The sequence below is a fragment of the Bradyrhizobium sp. CB2312 genome (assembly GCF_029714425.1).
Lineage (GTDB): Bacteria > Pseudomonadota > Alphaproteobacteria > Rhizobiales > Xanthobacteraceae > Bradyrhizobium.
This window is the reverse complement of sequence record NZ_CP121668.1, coordinates 4,387,866-4,407,683: the sequence shown is the minus strand read 5'-3', so window position 1 is coordinate 4,407,683 and position 19,818 is coordinate 4,387,866. Positions and strand designations below refer to the sequence as shown.

The following is a 19,818-nucleotide window of genomic DNA, read 5'->3' as shown; positions in this document are numbered from 1 at the left end:
CATGATATTGCTTCGGAAAATTATCGGCTGGGCACCGAAGGTCGAGCAGTGATGGGTCAGGCAGGGACCGGTATTGAAGGGCTAAATCACGTACTTGGGGGAGGGTTCGAGCGAGGGCGCGTCTTCCTTCTTGAAGGCGCTCCCGGCACCGGCAAGACGACGCTCGCGACGCAATTCCTGATCGCGGGAGCTGAAGCCGGCGAGCGGTGCCTGTATATCACTCTCTCTGAAACTGAACAGGAATTGCGTGCGAGCGCTGCGTCCCACCAATGGGATCTAGCAGGGATCGAGATTTTCGAACTTATCCCACCGGAAAACCTGCTCGATGAGGATCAGCAGCAGAGCCTGCTCTATTCCTCCGACCTGGAACTCGGCGAAACGACGAAGCGCATCTTCGAGGCGTTCGAGAGGATCAAGCCGCACCGCGTGGTGCTCGACAGTCTCTCGGAGATCAGATTGCTTGCACAGAGCTCGCTGCGGTACCGCCGGCAAATTCTCAGTCTCAAACATTATTTCGCGACGGCAGGCGCGACCGTACTCCTGCTCGACGACCTCACCGCCGAGCTAAATGATAAGACGGTCCACTCGGTCGCACATGGCGTGATCCGTTTAGAAGAGATCGCGCCCGAATACGGTGGCGAGCGGCGAAGACTACGGATCATCAAGTACCGGGGGAGGCGGTACCGAGGCGGTTTCCATGACTTTACGATTGCACCCGGAGGCCTTCAGGTCTTCCCGCGACTTGTATCGGCCGAGCACAAAGCGAACTACTCGCGAGAGGTTCTCAAGACCGAATCCGGCGAGCTCGACTCGTTGCTCGGGGGTGGCGTCGAACGCGGCTCAAGCGTCCTCATTCTGGGCCCTGCTGGAACGGGCAAGTCAATTCTTGCGCTCACCTTCGTTCGAGGCGCCATACAGCGCGGTGAACGTGCAGCAATGTTCATTTTTGATGAGGAACTGGGCCTACTGTTCGAACGCGCGAAGGGCCTGAATATCGATCTACAGGCAATGGTTGACGGCGGGCAACTCGTCATCGAACAGGTGGATGCCGCTGAGTTGGCCCCCGGCGAGTTTTCTTCACGCGTGCGGCATTGCGTCGAGAAGCACGGCGCACAAACCGTGGTGATCGACAGCCTAAACGGCTACCAAGCGGCCATGCCGGGTGAACACGCGCTCGTGCTCCACATGCATGAGATCCTTCAATACTTGAACCGGCAAGGTGCCACGACTTTCCTGGTCGTCGCCCAGCACGGCCTTGTCGGTGACATGCAGACACCTGTGGACGTCACCTATCTCGCGGACACGGTGATTCTGTTGCGCTACTTCGAGGCGCTCGGGCGCGTTCGTCGCGCCATTTCGATCATCAAAAAACGCACTGGCCCGCATGAGGACACAATTCGAGAATTCCGCATTAGGGAAGTGGGCGTCACGTTGGGCGAGCCGCTCACCAACTTCCAGGGGGTCCTGCGCGGCGTGCCTATCCTCCTCGGCGACAGTTCGAAATTGCTCAACACGGAGGAGAAGTGAACCGCAGCACGCTGTCGGAGCGAGCCCTCGTTCTCGCCCCACGAGGTCGCGACGCAACTCTTGCGTCGGTGATCCTGCGCGAGGCGGATCTCCTTGCTGACCCCTGTTCGTCGCTGTTGGACCTTATTCCAGAACTCAATGCTGGCGCGGCTTTCGTTGTCGTCACAGAGGAGGCGCTCGCCACGGCCGATCTCCGGACGCTTAGTACCTGGCTCGCCGAACAGGAAGACTGGTCGGACCTGCCGTTCGTGCTGCTCACGACCCGCGGTGGCGGACTGGAGCGCAATCCCGCCGCTCGGCGTTTCCTTGATGTGCTCGGCAACGTCACTTTTCTGGAGCGCCCTTTTCACCCAACCACTCTTGTGAGCCTTGCACGCTCCGCGCTGCGAAGCCGCCGCCGGCAATACGAAGCCCGGGCCAGGCTCCAGGCGCTACGAGCGAGCGAACAAGGACTGCGGCTCGTCATCGAAAGTGCTGCCGACTACGCCATCATCACCACCGACCCGGAGCGCCGTGTTACAAGCTGGTCGGTCGGGGCCGAGGCGATTTTCGGCTGGACAGCTGCCGAGATGAGAGGGCGCTCGGCCGACGTGATCTTCACGCCCGTGGACCGGGCGTCCGGGCAGCCAGCAGCCGAAGCTTCTGACGCGCGCGCGAAGGGCTTCGCGCCCGACGAGCGCTGGCATCAGCGTGCAGACGGATCTCAAGTATTTCTGAGGGGGTCGATGCGGCCCCTGCCGCGGGACGACCAAGGTCACGAGCGGGGCTTCATCAAGATCGCGCGCGACGAGACCGGCCGCCAATTTGCCGAGACGCGCCGAATGGCGCTTGTCGAACTGTCCGATCGGATCCGAGACATCGAGGACCCGGCCGAACTTTCTTACGCAGCAGCCGAAATTCTCGGGCGCACATTGCGGGTAAGCCGGGCAGGCTATGGCACTATCGATAAGGCGGCCGAGACGATAACCATCAAGCGGGACTGGAACGCCCCCGGCATCAAGAGCTTGGCCGGCGTGCTGCACTTTCGCGATTACGGTAGCTACATCGAGGATTTGAAGCGGGGCGAGACTGTAGTGTTCGCGGATGCCGAAAACGATCCTCGCACGGCCGCGACTGCCAACGCCCTGAAAACGATTAGCGCGCAATCTATCGTCAACATGCCAGTCACGGAACAAGGCGGCATCGTCGCATTGCTTTACCTCAACCACGCAAGCGCGCGGGAGTGGGCGCCCGCGGAACTCGATCTGATCCGGGAGGTCGCGGAGCGCACCCGTACCGCCGTGGAACGAAGACGTGCGGAGCGGGAAATCAGGGACCTTGCGGCGAGTCTGGAGCAGCGCGTCACAGAGCGTACGACAGAGTTGATGAGAGCCGAGGAGGCCCTGCGTCACGCGCAGAAGATGGAGGCGGTGGGCCAGCTGACCGGCGGCGTGGCGCACGACTTCAACAATTTGCTTACAATCATCAAGAGCTCAACGGACCTTCTCCGTCGGCCCGGGATAAGCGAGGAGCGCCGACGGCGCTACGTGGACGCCATCTCGGCCACTGTGGACCGCGCCTCCAAGCTCACGGGCCAACTTCTCGCGTTCGCACGGCGGCAGGCCCTTAAGCCCCACGTGTTCGACACGGCAGAACGCGTGCAAGCCATCATCGATATGCTGCGCACGATCGTGGGATCGCGCATCCGGATCGAGACCGAGGTCGCGGGTAAGAATTGCATCGTCGAGGCGGATTCGAGCCAGTTTGAAACGGCGCTGGTCAACATGGCCGTGAATGCCCGCGATGCCATGAATGGCGAAGGATCGCTACTTATCCAGATAGAAGAGCTCGCAGCCAGGCCGGTGGCCCATGAACAAACCGGCAAAGACGCCTGCGTCGCCATTTCGCTTACCGATACCGGCTCGGGCATCGCCGCGGAGAAGCTAACTCGTGTCTTCGAACCATTCTACACTACAAAAGAAGTTGGCAAGGGTACCGGTCTAGGCCTTAGCCAAGTCTATGGCTTTGCCAAACAATCGGGTGGCGACGTCACGGTCAAAAGCGAGGTAGGCCGCGGAACCACCTTTACACTCTACTTACCCCGAGCCGAACGTGACGGCACCTCTGACGATCAGGCCACACTTGCAGCGCCGTCGGACGGTCCACTTTTCCACGGCCGCGGGCGCCGCGTTCTCGTAGTGGAAGACAACGTAGATGTGGGACGATCCTCGACCCAGATACTTGAGGACCTCGGTTACGAGACCACCCTTGCCGCAAATGCGGACGAGGCGTTGAAGCTCCTAGACGAGGTAAACAGTTTCGACATCGTGTTTTCCGACGTGATTATGCCGGGAATGAATGGGGTAGACCTCGGGCGGGAGATCAGGCGGCACCACCCTGGAGTTCCGGTCGTATTGACCTCAGGCTACAGTGAAGTTCTTGCCGAGGACGCTCGGCATGGCTTCGATCTTATACAGAAGCCGTACGCAGCCGAGGAGTTGTCGCGTGTGCTACGTCGCGTGTCAGCCGTCAAGAGCGACAAGGGAACGACTTCCGCTTTACCTTCGAAGCTGACGTCTGAGCACAATGCCTAAGCGGATCGGTTATTGGGAGAAAGGCTCGGATCGCTCATCCGCCAGAGCTTTCCCCGGACGACCGTCCGGGGTCACGGGATGCTTGAGACCTGCCATTCAGAAGGGCTTACTTGGTGCGAACGGTCTTCGCCCCCGCGCCCTTCAACGCCTCGACGATCTTCTCCGGTTCGTCGCCGTGGAAATCTACCGAGACCTCGATTTCGCCTTTCAGCCTTTGCTGCCCTTCAGGCGCTGGCGCGGCCTTGGCGTCGGCGCCTGCCGACCGCGTCCCGGACGAATTCTCAGCGCCCGCAGGCTGAACGAAGACGTCCCCTCGTGCGACCCCGCATTCCTGGACGACGTGTTCCACGGCCAATTCGGCCTCACGCCGTGTAGCGAATTCTCCGATTATCGTGCTTTCCACGTTGTCCTCCGAGCAAGGATCGAGAGGCGGACAACCGGCCGGTAACGTCCGGAGTTCCTACAGTCAGTCCGGATGCCTTCCCGGGGGTTTCACCCTGGACACACTTGTGCAGAGCAGGAGAAACAGCGCACGCTCCGCCTTATACCTCGCGGCCGCGCGGCTGCACTCGGACCCGGACATCACGGCTTCGCCACCTGCCCCGCAGACGGCCCACTTCCACCGGCCGCGCCCGCGCTGCTTCAACACAATGTCGTAGTCGGGGTAGCGATCATCGTTATCCTTGAACTTCATGCCGCGAACCGCTCCGGCAAAGCATCTTGAAGCTTGTCGATAAGCCGCTGCTCGCGCTCGATCCGGCTCAGATAAAGTTCTCGCTCCTTCTCGGTCTTCGCGCGGGCGAGCAGTAGCCGGTAGTGAGCTAAAACGCTGCCGCGGATAAGCATGTCCCTCACGGCGATCATGGCGCGGCCCCTGTTGTAGCAGGCAAGGCCGGTCTTGGGGGCATGGTGAGCGCGATGGGAATCGTCGGAGACGTCAACGCCTCCAGCGCCGACCTCTCCTCCGACAGGCGCCGTTCGATAAACTGCCGTTCGATGTCCGACAGCTGCGTCTTTAGAAGTCTTCGATAGCGGTGGATGTTGTTGCGGTGGGCACGGATGCGGGCAAGGTTCTGATCGAGCATCTTCGTCACTCCTCACCTCTCCTAGGCTGCTACCCGATCGACCGGCCGCAGCCGCATCGGCTTGCCGCCGGGAGGATTGCGGGGACCTTCATCCAGCGCGCAAAGGGCTTCCAAAATCTCGTCGATCTTGACCGGCGCCTTCAGCCCCTCGGGCGCCCGCAGCGACGGGCACGATGCGATTGCAGAAGCGTCCGATGCCCACGAAGCCAGGATGGCGCGCTTCTCGGACAGGCTGAGAGAAGGATGGGAGACCACCTCCCGGGGATGCTCGAAAACCGTACCGGGATGGATGATGGCGTTGAGATCGACAACGTTGTCGTGAAAAGCGGTCGTCGGCCGCATGGCTTCCTCCATTTCCAAGACGAGTTGAGGGAGAGCCGCGCGGGAAGACCCGCGCGGTTTTGGTCGCTGTTCTGTAGGATGGCCTTAGGCCGCCTTGGATTCGATCTGCGCCACGTTACTCGGCACGGCGCCGTTGATCGCAATGCGACGCGGCTTCATCGCCTCGGGGATCTCCCGCTGCAGATCGATGACCAGCAGGCCATTCTCGAAGCTGGCGCCCTTGATCTCGACGTGGTCGGCCAGCGTGAACTGACGCTTGAAGTTGCGGGCCGAGATGCCGCGATGCAGGAAGGTCTTCCCCTCCTTCTCGCCCTTGTGACCTTCGAGCGTCAGGACGTTCTGCTCGACCGTCAGGACGACCTCGTCAGGGCTGAAGCCGGCGAGCGCGACCGAGATCTGGAAGCGGTTCTCGTCGAGACGCTCGATGTTGTAGGGGAGATAGGTTTCCTCGCCCGCGCGCTGGGCGGCCTCGGCGAGATCGAAAAGACGGTCGAAGCCGATGGCCGACCGGAACAGGGGCGAAAAATCAACAGTGCGCATAGCCAGATCCTCCTGGGAGCAAAATGGTTACGAGCTGCACCGGACACGACCGGTGCCCGTCTCAATGGCGGGACCCGAACGGCATCCCGATCGTCGTACGACGACGCCGAAAAAATTTGGAAGCCAGAGAAAAGTTTCAAGAGCCGCGGAAAAAATTTTTTGCGCAAGCAACGCGATGGTTAACCCGGGCGTCGCGGGCTATCCTCGGGCGCCCGTATGCACCCGCTTCCAGGCGCCTCCTGATAGACGCGCCACCTTTTCCGTGTGCCGCGCTCTGCGGCGAGGACCGCTCGCGCCGGCAGCCAGCTCGGTCCTTATTGTTCGCTAGGTTGGAGTCCGTCATCGCCGACGCGTCTTTCATGTCCATGGCGCCCTCTTCCGATCTCAAACAGACTTACGGTGGGGTATGGCCGCCGACTTCCTCCCTGTCTCTTCTTTCGCGGGCTTCTTGCTGCTATCGGCATTGATTTCCTTCTGTCCGGATGCAGCCTTACGCGCCTTCTTGGCTGACTTTTTGACGCGCGTTTGGGTTCGGCCGATACTTCCCTTCCAACGCTCTGCCGCGGCACCTCCATCAGATCGACGACGTTCTCTCACCCTTTGGCCCTTCCTTCCCGGATCACCTTGCCGGCCCGCTTCTCGTTAATTAGGTCGAGCAGCGCGCTCTCGTAGTGGTCTTCAAACTTCTCGGGATCAAACGTGCCTGCCTTCTGATTCACAATTCCAGGCAATGGGCCGGTTCAGCTGCAAGAGCCATTAGAACCGGGAACGACCGACGCTTTGCGCCGTTCGATGCGTGACACATACGATTCCTCAAGAGCCACCCGTGAGCATACTTCTCGTCGAGGACGACCCTCTGATCCGCGAATTTGTCGTAGAGGCCCTGCGCGAAGCGGGCTATCACGTCATCCACGCGAGCACCGGAGAGGAGGCGCTGGCTTGGTGCAAGCGTCGCGTCGCTGATGTGCTGGTTACAGACGTCAGGCTGCCTGGTCAGGTCGATGGATGGCAGATCGCGGAGCGATACCGAGAGCAGGATCCGGAGCTGCCGGTCATTTACGCCACCGGCTTCTCGCCGACGACGCCACGCCCCGTCCCGGGCTGCCGCATCGTGACGAAGCCTTTCCATCCAGACGAGATCGTCCGGACGATCAGGGAGCTCGGAGAGAAAAAGGGCGCGCCACCTGGTTAGCCACTCCATTCGCGGTCGGCGCGCTCGATCAGATCAAACTTCACTCTGCAGGAACGATAGCGCCGCCATCAGGTTTTCCCGATGCCCCTACCCCAAGGGGCGAACCCCGAACTGGCCCCAGCTCATTGCCCCCTGCCCCGAGCTGGGGCCTTTATACCACGCAGTGAGCGCTTCGAAAGGACGACTTCGGTAAAATCTGTTCGTCGCCGAGAGCTATCCGGCAGCGGTGGAATCCTGGCTCCCGAGCAACTTCAGCGCTGTCTCGATCTTCGCGAGAAGCGCCTGGATTTCGGCGTGCTCGTTCGGACCTAGATCGGTGTCGAGGCGCGCGAGCAACTGCTCCTTCTGAACCAGGAGCTTGGCAACAGCAGACATCTCATCCCCGCACAATTACGCAGACATCGAAGGGGCCGCTCGGAGAGCGACCCCTTCTCTAGCTCACCAGCTTCGGGTGCCGAAGCTGAACCCGATGCTCGGGCCGCCGCCGTAGTATCCGTAGCCGCGATCGTAGTAGCCGGTGCCGCCATAATAGCCGTAGCTTCGGCGGATCACATAGCCGTCGTCCCCGCCGTAGTAGCGCTGGACATAGCGGGGGCCGCGGGTCCGGTAGCAGCGGCCATACTCGTCACAGACGAGGCGCACCTGCTCAACGCCGGCAGCCTCGGTCGAGGCGATGGCCGCGGGCGCAAGAGGCGCGGCGTTCGCGGACGCCGCCATCAGGGTGGCCGCGAGCGCTCCTAGCACAATGGTCTTCATGGACGTCGCTGCGAGGTCAGTCGATCTCTTCGATGACACGGCGCTCGTGGGGTTCGACGATGTAGGTGCGGCTGTCCCGATTGATGTACCGGTACTCGCGAAGGGTCGGAGCATCCCGATAGACGTCTTCGGGGAACGCCTCGATCTCCACGCCCTCCGGCACTCGCTCGCCGGTCCGGATCTCGGTCCGGACGGTGCTGCCGGTCGTGCGGCGTTCGCGTTCGACGGGGCGCGCCTTGGCGTGCTTGCGGATGACCTCGCGATCGCGGTCGCTGAACGTTACCTTGCGCTGCTCGGTGCGCGCCGGCGCCGACGCAGTCGAGCGGCCGGAGTACGGCAGGACGGTCACGATCTTGTAGGTGGACGGTTCCACGATCACGATCTCGTCCTTCACCAGGACGAAGTTGTACCCCCGATACTGGGGCACGATCTCGACGACCTCGGCCGGCAGCGGCTGCAGGCGGACGTCGCGCGGCACGACCGTGCCGACGGACAGCGAGAAGTTCACGTTGGTCAGCGGCTGCACGTTCAGGTGCGAGATCGACGTGCTGATGCGGCTCCGCTGCTGATCGTTGATGTTCACCGAGGCATTCACGTTGGTGTTCGACGAACGATCCGCCGTGTTCTGCTGATTGTTCGGCTGCTGGGCCGTGTTGGTCGAGCCGCTACCCGCCGGGGACTGCGCCTGGTTGGTGCCCGAGGCAGGCGGGTTGGCGCTCTGCGTCTGATTGCTCGTGCTCGACGGAGAGTTGGTCTGCGCCTGGTTGGCAGGTGTCGTGGTCTGGCTGGACGGCTGATTGGTCTGGGCCTGGCTGGTCGAGTTGTTCGAGGCCGGCGCCTGCGTCGCGTTGGTGCCGGTGCCGGTACCAGAATTGGACGACTGGCCTGCAGCGGTCTGTCCCGTCGAAGACGGAGACTGCGTCTGGGCGGAATTCGTCGAAGACTGCGCGGACCCCGACGACGTGTCGGGTGATGTGGTCGAAGTCGATGGCGACGTGGTCGACGTGGAATCCTGCTGACGCTGCGTAGCGGACGAACTGGGGCTCGACGTGCCCGGAGAAGATTGCGCGAACGCCGAAGTCGCGATGGCGACGGCAGCGGTAGTGGCCAAGAATAAACGCTTGTTCATCGGAAACCTCCCAAATGTGGACGTCGATCAACACCCGACGCGGCGCGCGGTTCCGAATGGGAAAATCCGGCAAGCCGCCAAACAGATCGAGACTGGGATTTCTTCCGGCAAGCCGGAGAATTGCTACTCCGGCGAAATGGCGCGAGAGGCGCGATGTTAACTATGCAGACTCTACCGCCGGGAATAAGTGGAACTTCGGTCGAGCCCCCTTCGTTAGCACACTACTTACGATCTGTTTTTGAGGAGGACACCATGAAGAAGCTGATCCTTTGCGGCGCTCTTGCCGCTTTCGCGCTGGGCACGCAGGCCGCCAGCGCCGCCGAGTTCTACATTGTTCGCGACGCGACCACCAAGAAGTGCACCGTCGTCGACACCAAGCCGACCACCACCACCACGACGGTCGTAGGCGACGGCGTCTACAAGACCAAGACCGAGGCCGAGTCCGCTGTGAAGACTACCAAGGTCTGCACCGAGCAGTAATCGCTCGGGTATCTTGGTTCACATGGACTGAGCAAACAACTCTTGCGAACGGCTCGTCCGGCACGCTGGACGGGCCGGTTTCGTTTCGGCCACCTCGACCGGGCGCGTTCTCCCTTCGGCGTCACTATGAGCCCAGCTCGCGATACCGATTTTCGTATTCCCTAGCGATCCGACTGGCGGCCGCCTTTTCCTTTATTCACGCGCGAACTTCCCGGTCACCACCATCCGCCGGAAAGTGAGTCGCTCCTCTCGAAGGCAAGCCGCCGCTCGCGGACTCTCTTCGACAGTTTTGCCGAACGCTTAGGATGCGGGCGGGACTCTAGGGAGACGCGTGCGGTCGCTTCTTTCTTAATCTCAGAAGGTGCTCCGGACATCGCGGCCACAGCTGCCCGCATTTGCTGCTGGGGTTCTTCGAAAATTGGGTCGGCCTGCGCGATCCTCGGCAGCTCGGTGCGTGGACGCGTGTCGAACACGATCTTCTCCGGAAGGCTCCTCGCCGAGGCGATCCGGATGATGGTCCTGTCTGGATCGGTCGGGCTCGCCTGCGCGACGGGGGCTGGCAGGTACCGGTCGGCAGCGAAGAGCAGCGCCAACAGCAGCGCGCCGATGAAGACGAAGTATCGAACGATGGGCATGGACGGCCGCTCGCTGGAAGGAATTGGGTATTGGCGGGGCCGGCTTGACGTCGAGGCCGGCCGTTCAGCGACTCGCCTCGAAGGACTCAGTCGATCTCCTGGACGACCGTGCGCGTCGACGGATCGACCAGCATCACGCGCTCGCCCGAGTAGACGTAAGGATACTTGGTGAGCGAGGGACCCCAGTCGGCAGGCACGGACTCGAGCTCTACCTCGCGCGGCAGCGGCTGGCCGACCACGATCTTCTCGCGGGTCTCCACCGGGCGCACCTTGTGCTCGGTCACGTAGGTTCGGATCTTCGTGCGATACTCCGGCTCGATCTGCACCGCGGCATGACCGGTGCCGGTGGTGGTGGTGACGACCGTGGACTGTGCCATCGCGCCCGTCGAGATCAGCGCAGTAGCCGCGCACGCCAGCATCAACTGATTCATGAAAATCTCCTCGCCGCAGGAAGCGGCATGCGAGAACCCGCGAATGGTGGCAAGGTTCCCGCCCTGAGAATTGTCAGTTTGCTCTAGCGCGTGACGGAACATTCCGATCAAAGGCCGGTTCGCCCAAGTTAACGGCGGCGCACTTGTGGCTCCAAAGCAGGCGTTCGTTCACGTAGGTTCTGCCGATGTCACCGTTAGACCCAGTCAAGAGTGCTCACGATCGGCGCCAACGAAGGCTACTTTTCGTGTTGGCTTTGGGATTTGTCGTTTTCGGCGCCGCCGCGGCTGCCCTCTTCTACGTCATACAGCCCGAGACCCTGCGGATCGCCGTTGGCCCCGCAGGCAGCGACGACCATCAGGTGGTCGAAGCGATGGCCGAGGCTTTCGGAGAGGAAAGCAGGTCGGTCAAGCTTTCCCCAATCACGACCGAAGGTGCGGCCGAATCCCTCGCTCTGCTGGGCGCCGGCAAGGCCGACCTTGCAGTCGGTCGCGGCGACCTCGGCATGCCCGCGGATACGCAGACGCTGGCCGTATTGCGGAAGAACTACGTCGTCCTGTGGTCGCCGTCGGGGCGGTCGGGCAAGGACTCCAGGAAAAAGGCCACTGGGAAGATCGGAGAGATTGCCGATCTGGCCGGTCACAAGGTCGGCATCATCGGGAGAACCGGAGCCAATCTCGCGCTCCTGCGCATCATTCTGGTCGGCTCCGGCGTAGAGCCAAGCAAAGTAGCGACGGCGCAATTCGGGACCGACGAGATCGAAAAGCTCGCGCAAGACACGACTCTCGACGCCTATCTCGCGGTCGGTCCGCTCGACAGCAAGATCACTGCCACCGCGATCGCCGCGACCTCGCGATCGCGCGGAGCTCCGAAGTTTCTTCCGGTCGATGCATCCGAGGCCATCGCTTTGAAGCAGCCGCGCTACGAAGCCGAGGAAATTCCGGGCAGCGTCCTCAACGCGAAACCGGCCTGGCCGGAGGACAAGGTCGACACCATCAGCGTCAACCATCTCATCCTCGCCAGGAAGGAGCTGTCCGAAGCCAAGGCGGCGGCCTTCTATCGGCAACTGTTCGCGGTCCGCGACACGATCGCGCAACGTGTCGCCGGCGCCGCCCACATATCGAAGCCCGAAACGGAGAAGGAGACCGAACCTTCCGTGCACAGGGGCGCCGCAGCGGTCATCAACGGGACCGAGCGGACCTTTCTGGACAAGTACAGCGACTACTTCTGGTTCGCCCTGCTTCTGCTTTCGGGGATCGGTTCAGCCGCTGCCTGGCTGCGTCGCTATCTAAACCGGGACGAACACGACGACAACACAAGCCACCGCAACCGCATTCTCGCCGTGGTCTCAGAGGTTCGAGATGCAGGGTCCGAACAGGACTTGCTGGCATCGCAACGCGAAGTCGACGCGATCATCGGCGAAGCACTCAAGTGCTACGACGAAGGAGCCATCGAACAAGAGGACATAGTCGCATTCGGCCTGGTGCTCGAGCTGTTCAATCATGCCGTCGCGGAAAGGCGGGCGGCACTGCAGGGCGGCCTCATCGAAGCAAGAGCTCCGGGCCCAACCCTTGCCTCTCGCCGCTAGGCGCGCCCGGCAGGCCAAAACTTCATCGCTTCTGCAACACGCTCGAGAGCGCCGAACCATCGTTCAAGATCGAGAAGACCTCTCGCGAGGATAGATGCTCTGCGGCCTCCTCGAAAGTCTCGCTCGCATCGACCTTGGCACGGCCGACCGCCAGGTTGGCGTCGACCGTGTCGGGCCTGGCGGCGCGAGGAGGCGGCAGTTGCGCGAGGTGGAAGGCCAGGAGCGCAGGGTCTTCGCGCAGCTGCACCAGCGCGGGGCTGCCCCCTACGTCCGCCGACGCGCTCAATTCGTTCGCTCGACGCAGGACCGGAGGCGGCTCTCGTTCTTCGGGAGTGATAAACAAATTGCCGGAAGCGGGCTGGGCGGACCCGCATGGGAGCGACACACTTCCTCACCAAAACGCTTCCAAAAGTAGCCGCCGAAATGGCACTCTCGGTGCTGGCCTATAATCTGACACGGGTCATGAACATCGTCGGGATCAAGCCGCTGATCGCTGCGATCGGGGCCTGAGACACACGCGGCTCCCCGCTTCCGGGACCGACGCCCTTTGAGATCGTTTTTACACGGCCAAGACCCAAAGCGGACCTTGTGCAGTGCACATCCCCATTGATATGCTCGAATCCATTCAGTTAGCGGGGAGTCCCGGAACGATGTCCGATATCTCGCGTCGGGACGTGACACTTGGCGCAGCCGGTGCTTATGCCGCGTTTGGACTTGACAAGGCGATCACGTTTGTCGACGCGGCTCACGCTCAACAGTCCGTCACTCAATCTTTCCGCAAATACAAGGTCGGCGACATTGAAATCTTCTCTCTGATCGATGGCATGCGTGATGTTCCGCTGCGGGAGGGCATGGTCAGGAATGTCAGCATCGAACAGGTCAAGACCGTGTTGCGTGGTGCCGGTTTTCCCGACAATCAGGCGCCCTTGCGGTTTATCGTCATGGCGCTCCAGCTGCGCGATCAAGTGGTCCTGATCGACTCGGGTACGGGCGGTCATCCGATTTATGGTGAGGGGAACGGCCGGTTATTCGAGAGCATGGCGGCGGCGGGCCTTGACCCCAAGGCAGTCAAGACGATCCTCGTCTCCCATCTCCACGGCGACCACATTTATGGCCTCATGAACAATGAGAGCGATGCGCAGGTCTTCCCGGATGCCGACATCGTGGTGCCCGCCGCGGAATTGAAATGGTGGACGCGCCCGGGGGTCGAGTCGATCGATCTCGGACCGACGCGCAAAGGCCTCGCCCAACGAATTCAGGCCACGGTGGCGACCTGGAAAAACGTCAGGACCTTTGAGGGAGAACCAGAACTCCTGCCCGGTGTGCACGCCGTTCAGGCGCCCGGCCATAGCCCGGGAATGGTCGCGCATCTGGTCACCTCCGGCGGCGAACAGTTCCTGATCAGCGCTGACGTGGTCAATCTTGCGCCACACATTTCAACAAATCCCGAGTGGCAACTCGCTATCGACCAGGACCCGCAAATGGCTGTCGAAACGCGAAGGAAGATCTTCGATCGCGCGGTCGCCGACAAGCTCACCATTTCGGGTACTCACTGGTTGATGCCGAACGTCGGCACGCTGGCCAAGGATGGCAGCAGGTACGTATTCGTAGCCGAGGGGTAATATTCCCGCGACACTATCTGTTGGCAATTGGAACACGACTGCTGCTCGTAGCGGAGAACCGGTCGGCATCTGAGTCAGCTTTTGGCCCTTCTGCGCCCCCCGGCGACTTCCGCTTTTGCGCCGCTGTTGAGAGCATAACGGACGTCAAGCGCGCTCATCGGCAACGTCTCTTTTCATGAGTACGGATCGCCCCTTGTTTGCCAGCGAGCTGGCCTGCCGGCGCGTTTACGTGCGCCGCTCGCCTAGTCGACTAGCAGGAACGGGCATTTGTTGGTCGCCGCGGTCTGCTTCGGTCAGCGACACACAGCCCGCCAACCTCTGCCGGACCTTCTTGGGCCGGAAGAGCCACGACCCCATTACGCTGCCTATAAGGCCGCCTTTAGAGTCGGAGGTCCGGCGCTTTTAGACCCACCTCATTATTCGCTTCCAGAGCGACAGGGATGTTGCATCGTCCCGCTCGGCAGGTGCCGTTGATGGCGCGCGGCCGTCTAGCTCGGTAAGCCGCTCGACCAAACCTTCCAGTTGCGACGGTAGCGGCTCGGCCTTGTCCGCGAGGGCACCACGAAGCCGCTCACCAATCTCCTTGCGGATCGCCTCGCATTGCTCTGGGTCTGGGGAATGATCGGGAAAGCGGCGGGTTGCAGGGACCTCAACCATGGTGGTCACCTTGGCTTCATGGGCTTCATTGCCCGGTAGCGTCCGCCGCCGCTGCGCTCACAACGCGCTTCGAACTTGCTCAGATCCGGCGTTACTGGATTTTTTACATAGGTAAATCTGGCATGCGGGTAGATCCGATCCCACGACCTCCCACTTCGGTAAAAAGGACTGATCTTTCTTCTAGGAACCTCCTGGGTTCGGTCCTATTATGTTGGTATCACCGGCCGAGGCTCTGCCCGTAGGCGTCGGCGGCTGAGAGACCGCTTGCGCTCCCGCCTGCACAAAGAGGGGGATCGCATGTTGGCATGCAGCGATACCAGCAACTTCAGAAATGGCTCTTCCGAGATCACGGAAATCTGCGCTCGCACGCGTGAGACAGTGGCAACATCTCAGGAAATACTAAAGACGCCAGCGCCCGACACCTTTCTTGGTCGTCAGCATTATGCGCTCCTATCGCTGCCCGAGCGAGACGATGATCACGTGACGACTATTGCCATCTTGCTCATGGCCAAGGCCGAGGAGCAGTGAGATGGCTATCTACCGGCTGCTGCAAAACTCCGGCATGTCGCCAAAAGAGGCCAGCTCGATTACGGCAGCTTACGAGCAAGCGCTCCATACCCTTTGCCTCAAAGATCGCGACGATCCGCTAACGAAAATGATCGCCAAGAAGATCATCAAGATCGCGCAAACCGACGTCCGCGACCCCGCGGAAATAGCGGCTCTGGCAATCAAAGAACTCGAAATTCGGTAAAGGTATCTGGTACCCATCACCGGAAGAGCGCGCCCGCCATTATTGCGGGAACGCTGTTCGATGCACTTCGTTATTCCGTAACCTGGTAACCGCATTGGAGTGTGACCGCCAGGGCGGACGCGGCAGAGGCATAGTCGGGCGGCCTCATTGGTGAGAGGTTTGCCAGCAATTATAGCGACAATCTGAGCGCAGCCGTTTGCTATGCGCTTGAGACAACCCGAGCCACAGCAGTTTGCCCTTTCCACTCGGATGTGATCGTCCGCGTCGGGGATGACGCGGCCGAGAGCCACGCTTTTGAACGCGCCAAGAGGATCATCAAAAGGGATGGCACTCATTGGGACGGAGATGTTCTCCGTGAAGAGTTTAAGCGCCAACTCAGCGAAGCCGCAGATGGTCAATGTCCCCGGTGTGCGGGATCGATCGATCCAAGGGTCTAACGGCTCAGGACACCGGTAGAGCAAAAAGCTCCTCGCGTCGGTGCGCCATCCCCCGGCGTTGTGAATAATTCCCGGCGCGCCCCCCAGCGGAACTAATTTTCAACGAAGGCGATTGTCTTGTCGTCAGCGAGGGAGGATCATCGCCATGAGGATCGAATATCTCTCTGCTCTTGTGTTAGCTGTTCTCGCCGCTGGTTCTGGGCTGGCCGTCAATTCCGCCAGCACGCGGCCTTCCGAAAAGCAGTCCACGCCGACCATGAAAGTGGAGAACCGACTAGCTGCGTCGGTCGAGCCGTTCTTGCGCTCTGGTGGCTAACACGCCGCGTTGCAGCCCGGCGCTAATTTTGCGCCGGTGAAGTTTGTTCGCGAAGCAGCGCTCGCTTGGAGCGCATAAACGGCGCTCAGCGTCCGTGGATTGAAAATGCGCTTTGCGAACAAACTGTTAGCCACATCATAGTCTTTATCAAACCGTCAAGCTTAAGCTTTGGGACAACCGCCTCGGGAGGCAACGATGACACCCGATTGGCTTGCAGTCCCTGCAACGATCCTCTGTGTTTTTGTTCTGACCATTATCGTTTTGGTTGCCGTTGGCGCATGGTAGGCGACAGGACGGGGCCGCGCTTGTGCTCGACGACATAGAGGACCAGCGAGAAGCGGTCCCTCGGCAGATGCGGCGCTTGGATTTGGCGAACAGTAGTCGGTCTCATCGAGCGCGAACCAGACCACATCCTTTTTCTTCGTTTGAAGGTTCGGCCCCGGCGCGTACTCGGCAAAGCTGTTGGCCGGGACCAAGCAGCGGGTTCTCCGGCTTGAGCCGATCGCCATCATGCTAGTCTACTTGGCAGTATCGAAGCGCTCTGCCGATGCGCAAGATGCGTGGCCGCTCACGTTCGATGAGCTGAAGCCGCTCTACACTGATTTTGGGCTCGCCGAGCCGACCAGTTAGGCGACTGCCGCTGGTCGATCTGCCTTCTCCAACCTGCGCATCACGATTTTAAGCAAGTCGTCGGACAATGGCCGTTGTAAGCGCCTTTGCCTCGTCCCAGGGCGCGCGCATCCAGACATCTTGCTACTCGTCTGTGGTCAGGATTACCGCGATCGCTTTGGATGATCAGCCTCAGACGAGGGATCGATGAACAGGCGTTCATGGAACGGCGCAGTTTTCAACTCGTTGGTCAGCGTGCTTATCTGAGGAGGAATGAAAATGAAGGTAATTATTGTTGCAGTTTCTGCGCTCGCCCTCATCGGGACTGCGCCCGTTGTGTTCGCGCAAGGTGTGTCGAGCAAAACGCCAGGGCACGAAATGCAAACCAAGGGCTCTAAGAAAGGCCAGCCGGGGGCTTCGGGATATGCTCCGGGGCATGACATGCAAGCCATGGGTTCTAAGAAGGGTCATCCCGGTGCCTCAGGCTATGCTCCCGGTCAAACCACTGGAGCGAACACGAAGCGTAGCTACTAACGTCAACTCGCAGGACCAGTAACAGGAGCCGCCGGTGTTGCAATCGGCGGCTTTCTGCGGCTCTGAGCTGGCAGAGTGGTTGATGATCGCCGCTTGGTTGGTAGTGATGCTCTTAAGATCGTCCACATCAGCACATTACGCGCGGAAGCTATCCAGAATAGTCGCAATCGCCAGGAGCGAGGCCGAAGCATTTGTTTACTTTTTGAGAATGCCAACGTCGGTGTTTGACAAGTTCTTTATGGCCCGTTCAGCGGCGGGCGTAGCATGCGAGCAGTCCTTGCGCATGTAGCGCTCTAGCTCATGAACCGGTGTTGACTTCCATCGCCGCAGGATGTCCAGGGGACGGTCTGATTGGTGTCGCAGCCGAGGCACCGGACCTCCAGATAGCCACACCCCGCATTGAGCTCGTCGCCTAAGGTGGGGGAAGGCTACGTCGGTCCCTTGAGGCGAGCATGCGCTAACGTCCTGGCCTGAGTTGAGGAGTGTTCCGATGCGCGTTCCAGTCCTTGCAATTCTCGTGAGCGGCGCACTCTGCGCCGCCACATCCGTGCAAGCGCAGACCTACGATCCCGCCTACCCGGTTTGCCTCCAAGTCTATACGGGCGGCTTCATGGATTACTATTTCGAGTGCGCCTACACCAATATGGCCCAGTGTCAGGCCTCCGCCTCGGGCCGCAGGGCGTCATGCGTGGTCAATCCCTATTATGCCGGGAAAGGCGGAAAGCCCGCAGTGCGACACGAGCGAACGCATCAGTAATGCATAAGGTTTACTTTTGCGTGTCATCGCGCTGAGCTGACGGACGCGCGCTGCATTGGAGGCGCCGCATGAAAGTCATCGTTGATGAAACCGGCGAGGTCATCGCCATAGCAACGGATGATCATATTCTGCTCGGGGGGCCACCATCGCCTGGCGGTGGCGGGGAGCATGGGCAAAAGGTTGTTCTGGCGAGATACCGGCGAACCTGTGAAGCTTGATCTCTTCTTCAAGCACCATCCGCAAGGAAAATCCCGCCGTTCAGCCTGAGCCGTTCGCCCTGGTAGTCTTTGAGTGGGTGAAGAACCCCAAGCATCCGGCATATCGGCGCGAGCACGATCAATTCTAGATGCAGCCTCCGAGAGGCAATCCGCGTCGAGGTTCGCGTTCCTAATTGCTGTCAGCTCCCGTCCGACGCAGCTTTTCGAACATGACGACGGCCGACACTCGCAGGAATGGTCCGCTGCGGTCCCGCACTTCGATCTTTATCATGCCGCCAGCGGGGCGGCGCGCACCATCCAAAATCGCCTGACCCAACAATTCCAGAGCCAGCTCGCGGGCCGCGCCCGTGTAGGGCAGTTCGATGCCTTCTTCATCGAACGTGGTCCCGGTCTCGCGATGGATGTCAAAAAAGACGGTTGGCATTGCACGGGATAAAGCGGCAGCAAACCGCAATGTTCCTACTTTTCCCGAAGCGGCGCTCGGCCAAAGCGCGAAATGATGCGATGTGCTCTTCAGACCAGCCCGTTTGAAGGGCTGACGAGCTGAGAAACTTCAGCACCTCTGGCTGTTCCCTGCTACCTTGGTCCGGCTCAAAAAAAGGAAACGTTTGATAATGAAAGACGAACTTTCCGCCCCATAATTGCGGGTTGCGCTACCAGAAATTCACCACCTTTGATTTAGATCAAAGCGAGCCGCGGCGCAGCCCCCATGAAGGTGGGAGGCCACGCGGGCCTCGCTGCCGGTGCCAATATTCAGCCAGCCCCTTGGGACCGGCGGCGAGCGCGCCTGTGCGGTGCCCAGGGGCTCGTCGCTCCAGACACCGTGAAGCCAATGCCCGGCGAGTTTCCAGAGGGCCATCTAGCTCGCGCTGCGACCACAGGATCAAGAACAAGAACCCTAAGCATCCCGCGTACCGCAGGGTGCAGGATCAGTTCTGATCTAGGGCCTTGCTGGGCGCTTTCCCTTCAAAATGGCTGCATAGCAATGATGTATCTTTTGAGGAAACGGATTTCCGAAAGAACCGGCATTTGAACTGCCGATCACTTCCCGATCCACTTTCGGCCAAAAATATGCACTCGCTGCAAATGTCGGCGTGATGGCGGCCCCGCACAACGTCATGTCGAGACAGAACATGTCGGAGCGTGTCACGCATTCGGGATCGATCGTCAACAGTGAGGGCCGCAATCTGATCTCGGAGGACATTTACTGGATCACGTTCAAGCAATTTCTTGCCTTGAAATGTAACGCTCAAAATGATCGACCGCTTGTCTTCCGGAGATGGCTCGCGGGTCACCAATCTCTTTCTCTCTAGGACTGCGGCGATTTGCGATGCTCCGCTACGGTTCGCACCGAGAAACCCGGCGAGAGCAGATGGTGTCCTTGAGAACCTGTTTGCACGCCCCAGGAAACGCAGCGCCATCCATTCGCGGTCGCTGAGACCCGAATGCTGACCCTCAAATAGCCAAGCGTTGGCCGTTTGCAGCAGCAGCTCCACGACCTCAGTTACTATTTTCATTGATGGCAGGAAGTCCTTTAGCCCGGACATTGGAGCGGGCCGGCCGGGGCATGGTGGCGGAAAGGCTACTGTCGGGACTTCGTTGCTGCCGGCATACCGTGCCGTGGAGGGACGTGCGGGGGCA

26 protein-coding genes and 5 pseudogenes are annotated in these 19,818 nt (G+C 60.7%); 13 read left to right on the top strand and 18 right to left on the bottom strand.

The annotated features are described in order from the left end of the window. Positions 1–51 precede the first annotated feature (51 nt). Both QA642_RS21595 and QA642_RS21590 read left to right on the top strand, forming a co-directional pair. Entirely contained in the window at positions 52–1,527 is a 1,476-nt protein-coding gene (locus QA642_RS21595; RefSeq protein WP_283086407.1) for an ATPase domain-containing protein, read from the top strand. Continuing rightward, the gene (locus tag QA642_RS21590; RefSeq protein ID WP_283086406.1) at positions 1,524–4,100 is read left to right on the top strand and encodes an ATP-binding protein; all 2,577 of its coding nucleotides are present in this window, start codon (positions 1,524–1,526) and stop codon (positions 4,098–4,100) included. Before QA642_RS21595 ends, QA642_RS21590 begins: the two co-directional genes overlap by 4 nt. 106 nt (positions 4,101–4,206) lie before the next feature. Here QA642_RS21590 and QA642_RS21585 read toward each other — a convergent pair whose 3' ends face one another. The 6 genes and pseudogenes from QA642_RS21585 to QA642_RS21560 form a co-directional block, all read right to left on the bottom strand. Continuing rightward, entirely contained in the window at positions 4,207–4,503 is a 297-nt protein-coding gene (locus QA642_RS21585; RefSeq protein WP_283086405.1) for a hypothetical protein, read from the bottom strand. Positions 4,504–4,790: 287 nt separating this feature from the next. After that, on the bottom strand, positions 4,791–4,964 hold the full coding sequence (locus tag QA642_RS21580; protein ID WP_283086404.1) for a hypothetical protein: 174 nt from the start codon (positions 4,962–4,964) through the stop codon (positions 4,791–4,793). Then, positions 4,961–5,185, bottom strand: coding sequence for a hypothetical protein (locus QA642_RS21575; RefSeq protein WP_283086945.1), 225 nt, complete (start codon positions 5,183–5,185; stop codon positions 4,961–4,963). Before QA642_RS21575 ends, QA642_RS21580 begins: the two co-directional genes overlap by 4 nt. 21 nt (positions 5,186–5,206) lie before the next feature. Then, entirely contained in the window at positions 5,207–5,527 is a 321-nt protein-coding gene (locus QA642_RS21570; RefSeq protein WP_283086403.1) for a hypothetical protein, read from the bottom strand. Positions 5,528–5,611: 84 nt separating this feature from the next. Beyond that, entirely contained in the window at positions 5,612–6,067 is a 456-nt protein-coding gene (locus tag QA642_RS21565; RefSeq protein WP_283086402.1) for an Hsp20 family protein, read from the bottom strand. 384 nt (positions 6,068–6,451) lie between these two features. Beyond that, positions 6,452–6,789 (bottom strand): annotated as a pseudogene (locus tag QA642_RS21560) (Ku protein); the annotation flags it as partial. A 104-nt stretch (positions 6,790–6,893) separates the two neighbouring features. Between QA642_RS21560 and QA642_RS21555 the strand changes: the two are divergent. Continuing rightward, positions 6,894–7,259 (top strand): response regulator, encoded by a 366-nt coding sequence (locus QA642_RS21555; RefSeq protein WP_283086401.1) that lies wholly within the window; start codon positions 6,894–6,896, stop codon positions 7,257–7,259. A 213-nt stretch (positions 7,260–7,472) separates the two neighbouring features. Here QA642_RS21555 and QA642_RS21550 read toward each other — a convergent pair whose 3' ends face one another. From QA642_RS21550 to QA642_RS21540, 3 genes are all read right to left on the bottom strand, one after another. Next, entirely contained in the window at positions 7,473–7,634 is a 162-nt protein-coding gene (locus QA642_RS21550) for a hypothetical protein (RefSeq protein WP_283086400.1), read from the bottom strand. Positions 7,635–7,697: 63 nt separating this feature from the next. Beyond that, the gene (locus QA642_RS21545; RefSeq protein WP_283086399.1) at positions 7,698–8,015 is read right to left on the bottom strand and encodes a hypothetical protein; all 318 of its coding nucleotides are present in this window, start codon (positions 8,013–8,015) and stop codon (positions 7,698–7,700) included. Positions 8,016–8,031: 16 nt separating this feature from the next. After that, the gene (locus tag QA642_RS21540) at positions 8,032–9,144 is read right to left on the bottom strand and encodes a DUF1236 domain-containing protein (protein WP_283086398.1); all 1,113 of its coding nucleotides are present in this window, start codon (positions 9,142–9,144) and stop codon (positions 8,032–8,034) included. 252 nt (positions 9,145–9,396) lie between these two features. Here QA642_RS21540 and QA642_RS21535 point away from each other — a divergent pair, with 252 nt between their 5' ends. After that, the gene (locus QA642_RS21535) at positions 9,397–9,624 is read left to right on the top strand and encodes a hypothetical protein (RefSeq protein ID WP_283086397.1); all 228 of its coding nucleotides are present in this window, start codon (positions 9,397–9,399) and stop codon (positions 9,622–9,624) included. 215 nt (positions 9,625–9,839) lie between these two features. Here QA642_RS21535 and QA642_RS21530 read toward each other — a convergent pair whose 3' ends face one another. Then, positions 9,840–10,259 carry a hypothetical protein gene (locus tag QA642_RS21530; RefSeq protein WP_283086396.1) on the bottom strand — a complete coding sequence of 140 codons (420 nt, stop codon included), beginning with the start codon at positions 10,257–10,259 and terminating at the stop codon, positions 9,840–9,842. Between the two features lie 86 nt (positions 10,260–10,345). Further along, the gene (locus tag QA642_RS21525) at positions 10,346–10,690 is read right to left on the bottom strand and encodes a DUF1236 domain-containing protein (protein WP_283086395.1); all 345 of its coding nucleotides are present in this window, start codon (positions 10,688–10,690) and stop codon (positions 10,346–10,348) included. A 185-nt stretch (positions 10,691–10,875) separates the two neighbouring features. Here QA642_RS21525 and QA642_RS21520 point away from each other — a divergent pair, with 185 nt between their 5' ends. Further along, positions 10,876–12,276: a TAXI family TRAP transporter solute-binding subunit gene (locus tag QA642_RS21520; RefSeq protein ID WP_283086394.1), complete on the top strand. Its 1,401-nt coding sequence runs from the start codon at positions 10,876–10,878 to the stop codon at positions 12,274–12,276. A 22-nt stretch (positions 12,277–12,298) separates the two neighbouring features. On the opposite strand, the gene QA642_RS21515 is transcribed toward QA642_RS21520, so the two are convergent. Then, positions 12,299–12,562: a hypothetical protein gene (locus tag QA642_RS21515; RefSeq protein ID WP_283086393.1), complete on the bottom strand. Its 264-nt coding sequence runs from the start codon at positions 12,560–12,562 to the stop codon at positions 12,299–12,301. 86 nt (positions 12,563–12,648) lie between these two features. Here QA642_RS21515 and QA642_RS21510 point away from each other — a divergent pair. Together QA642_RS21510 and QA642_RS21505 are read left to right on the top strand one after the other, a co-directional pair. Beyond that, positions 12,649–12,786, top strand: a pseudogene (locus QA642_RS21510) (hypothetical protein); the annotation flags it as partial. Between the two features lie 140 nt (positions 12,787–12,926). Beyond that, positions 12,927–13,898, top strand: a complete 972-nt coding sequence (locus QA642_RS21505; RefSeq protein WP_283086392.1) for an MBL fold metallo-hydrolase — start codon at positions 12,927–12,929, stop codon at positions 13,896–13,898. A 402-nt stretch (positions 13,899–14,300) separates the two neighbouring features. Here QA642_RS21505 and QA642_RS21500 read toward each other — a convergent pair whose 3' ends face one another. After that, complete coding sequence (locus QA642_RS21500; RefSeq protein WP_283086944.1) at positions 14,301–14,555, bottom strand: hypothetical protein; 255 nt, start codon at positions 14,553–14,555, stop codon at positions 14,301–14,303. Between the two features lie 264 nt (positions 14,556–14,819). Here QA642_RS21500 and QA642_RS21495 point away from each other — a divergent pair, with 264 nt between their 5' ends. The 3 genes from QA642_RS21495 (at position 14,820) to QA642_RS21485 (ending at position 16,059) form a co-directional block, all read left to right on the top strand. Continuing rightward, positions 14,820–15,083, top strand: coding sequence for a hypothetical protein (locus QA642_RS21495; RefSeq protein WP_283086391.1), 264 nt, complete (start codon positions 14,820–14,822; stop codon positions 15,081–15,083). A 1-nt stretch (position 15,084) separates the two neighbouring features. After that, positions 15,085–15,306, top strand: a complete 222-nt coding sequence (locus QA642_RS21490) for a hypothetical protein (protein WP_283086390.1) — start codon at positions 15,085–15,087, stop codon at positions 15,304–15,306. 582 nt (positions 15,307–15,888) lie between these two features. Then, positions 15,889–16,059: a hypothetical protein gene (locus QA642_RS21485; protein ID WP_283086389.1), complete on the top strand. Its 171-nt coding sequence runs from the start codon at positions 15,889–15,891 to the stop codon at positions 16,057–16,059. 386 nt (positions 16,060–16,445) lie between these two features. Here the strand turns inward: QA642_RS21485 and QA642_RS21480 are convergent. Both QA642_RS21480 and QA642_RS21475 read right to left on the bottom strand, forming a co-directional pair. Beyond that, positions 16,446–16,541 (bottom strand): annotated as a pseudogene (locus tag QA642_RS21480) (SOS response-associated peptidase); the annotation flags it as partial. 144 nt (positions 16,542–16,685) lie between these two features. Then, positions 16,686–16,848, bottom strand: a pseudogene (locus QA642_RS21475) (SOS response-associated peptidase); the annotation flags it as partial. A gap of 99 nt (positions 16,849–16,947) precedes the next feature. Here QA642_RS21475 and QA642_RS21470 point away from each other — a divergent pair. Further along, complete coding sequence (locus QA642_RS21470) at positions 16,948–17,202, top strand: hypothetical protein (RefSeq protein ID WP_283086388.1); 255 nt, start codon at positions 16,948–16,950, stop codon at positions 17,200–17,202. 267 nt (positions 17,203–17,469) lie between these two features. On the opposite strand, the pseudogene QA642_RS21465 reads toward QA642_RS21470, so the two are convergent. After that, positions 17,470–17,747 (bottom strand): annotated as a pseudogene (locus QA642_RS21465) (hypothetical protein); the annotation flags it as partial. On the opposite strand from QA642_RS21465, the gene QA642_RS21460 reads away from it, so the two are divergent. Next, entirely contained in the window at positions 17,693–17,959 is a 267-nt protein-coding gene (locus tag QA642_RS21460; protein ID WP_283086387.1) for a DUF3551 domain-containing protein, read from the top strand. The pseudogene QA642_RS21465 and the gene QA642_RS21460 sit on opposite strands and share 55 nt — an antisense overlap. A gap of 68 nt (positions 17,960–18,027) precedes the next feature. After that, positions 18,028–18,177 carry a hypothetical protein gene (locus QA642_RS21455; RefSeq protein ID WP_283086386.1) on the top strand — a complete coding sequence of 50 codons (150 nt, stop codon included), beginning with the start codon at positions 18,028–18,030 and terminating at the stop codon, positions 18,175–18,177. 169 nt (positions 18,178–18,346) lie between these two features. Here QA642_RS21455 and QA642_RS21450 read toward each other — a convergent pair whose 3' ends face one another. Both QA642_RS21450 and QA642_RS21445 read right to left on the bottom strand, forming a co-directional pair. Beyond that, positions 18,347–18,631, bottom strand: a complete 285-nt coding sequence (locus QA642_RS21450) for a hypothetical protein (protein WP_283086385.1) — start codon at positions 18,629–18,631, stop codon at positions 18,347–18,349. 475 nt (positions 18,632–19,106) lie between these two features. Further along, positions 19,107–19,673, bottom strand: coding sequence for a MarR family transcriptional regulator (locus QA642_RS21445; RefSeq protein ID WP_283086384.1), 567 nt, complete (start codon positions 19,671–19,673; stop codon positions 19,107–19,109). Positions 19,674–19,818 lie beyond the last annotated feature (145 nt).

Bases quoted from the DNA above. Each gene is read 5' to 3' on its own strand.
- QA642_RS21595 (WP_283086407.1), top strand. From the start codon at position 52: ATGGGTCAGGCAGGGACCGGTATTGAAGGGCTAAATCACGTACTTGGG.
- QA642_RS21580 (WP_283086404.1), bottom strand. From the start codon at position 4,964: ATGATCGCCGTGAGGGACATGCTTATCCGCGGCAGCGTTTTAGCTCAC.
- QA642_RS21575 (WP_283086945.1), bottom strand. From the start codon at position 5,185: ATGCTCGATCAGAACCTTGCCCGCATCCGTGCCCACCGCAACAACATC.
- QA642_RS21570 (WP_283086403.1), bottom strand. From the start codon at position 5,527: ATGCGGCCGACGACCGCTTTTCACGACAACGTTGTCGATCTCAACGCC.
- QA642_RS21565 (WP_283086402.1), bottom strand. From the start codon at position 6,067: ATGCGCACTGTTGATTTTTCGCCCCTGTTCCGGTCGGCCATCGGCTTC.
- QA642_RS21550 (WP_283086400.1), bottom strand. From the start codon at position 7,634: ATGTCTGCTGTTGCCAAGCTCCTGGTTCAGAAGGAGCAGTTGCTCGCG.
- QA642_RS21545 (WP_283086399.1), bottom strand. From the start codon at position 8,015: ATGAAGACCATTGTGCTAGGAGCGCTCGCGGCCACCCTGATGGCGGCG.
- QA642_RS21540 (WP_283086398.1), bottom strand. From the start codon at position 9,144: ATGAACAAGCGTTTATTCTTGGCCACTACCGCTGCCGTCGCCATCGCG.
- QA642_RS21535 (WP_283086397.1), top strand. From the start codon at position 9,397: ATGAAGAAGCTGATCCTTTGCGGCGCTCTTGCCGCTTTCGCGCTGGGC.
- QA642_RS21530 (WP_283086396.1), bottom strand. From the start codon at position 10,259: ATGCCCATCGTTCGATACTTCGTCTTCATCGGCGCGCTGCTGTTGGCG.
- QA642_RS21525 (WP_283086395.1), bottom strand. From the start codon at position 10,690: ATGAATCAGTTGATGCTGGCGTGCGCGGCTACTGCGCTGATCTCGACG.
- QA642_RS21520 (WP_283086394.1), top strand. From the start codon at position 10,876: ATGTCACCGTTAGACCCAGTCAAGAGTGCTCACGATCGGCGCCAACGA.
- QA642_RS21505 (WP_283086392.1), top strand. From the start codon at position 12,927: ATGTCCGATATCTCGCGTCGGGACGTGACACTTGGCGCAGCCGGTGCT.
- QA642_RS21500 (WP_283086944.1), bottom strand. From the start codon at position 14,555: ATGGTTGAGGTCCCTGCAACCCGCCGCTTTCCCGATCATTCCCCAGAC.
- QA642_RS21490 (WP_283086390.1), top strand. From the start codon at position 15,085: ATGGCTATCTACCGGCTGCTGCAAAACTCCGGCATGTCGCCAAAAGAG.
- QA642_RS21485 (WP_283086389.1), top strand. From the start codon at position 15,889: ATGAGGATCGAATATCTCTCTGCTCTTGTGTTAGCTGTTCTCGCCGCT.
- QA642_RS21470 (WP_283086388.1), top strand. From the start codon at position 16,948: ATGAAGGTAATTATTGTTGCAGTTTCTGCGCTCGCCCTCATCGGGACT.
- QA642_RS21460 (WP_283086387.1), top strand. From the start codon at position 17,693: ATGCGCGTTCCAGTCCTTGCAATTCTCGTGAGCGGCGCACTCTGCGCC.
- QA642_RS21455 (WP_283086386.1), top strand. From the start codon at position 18,028: ATGAAAGTCATCGTTGATGAAACCGGCGAGGTCATCGCCATAGCAACG.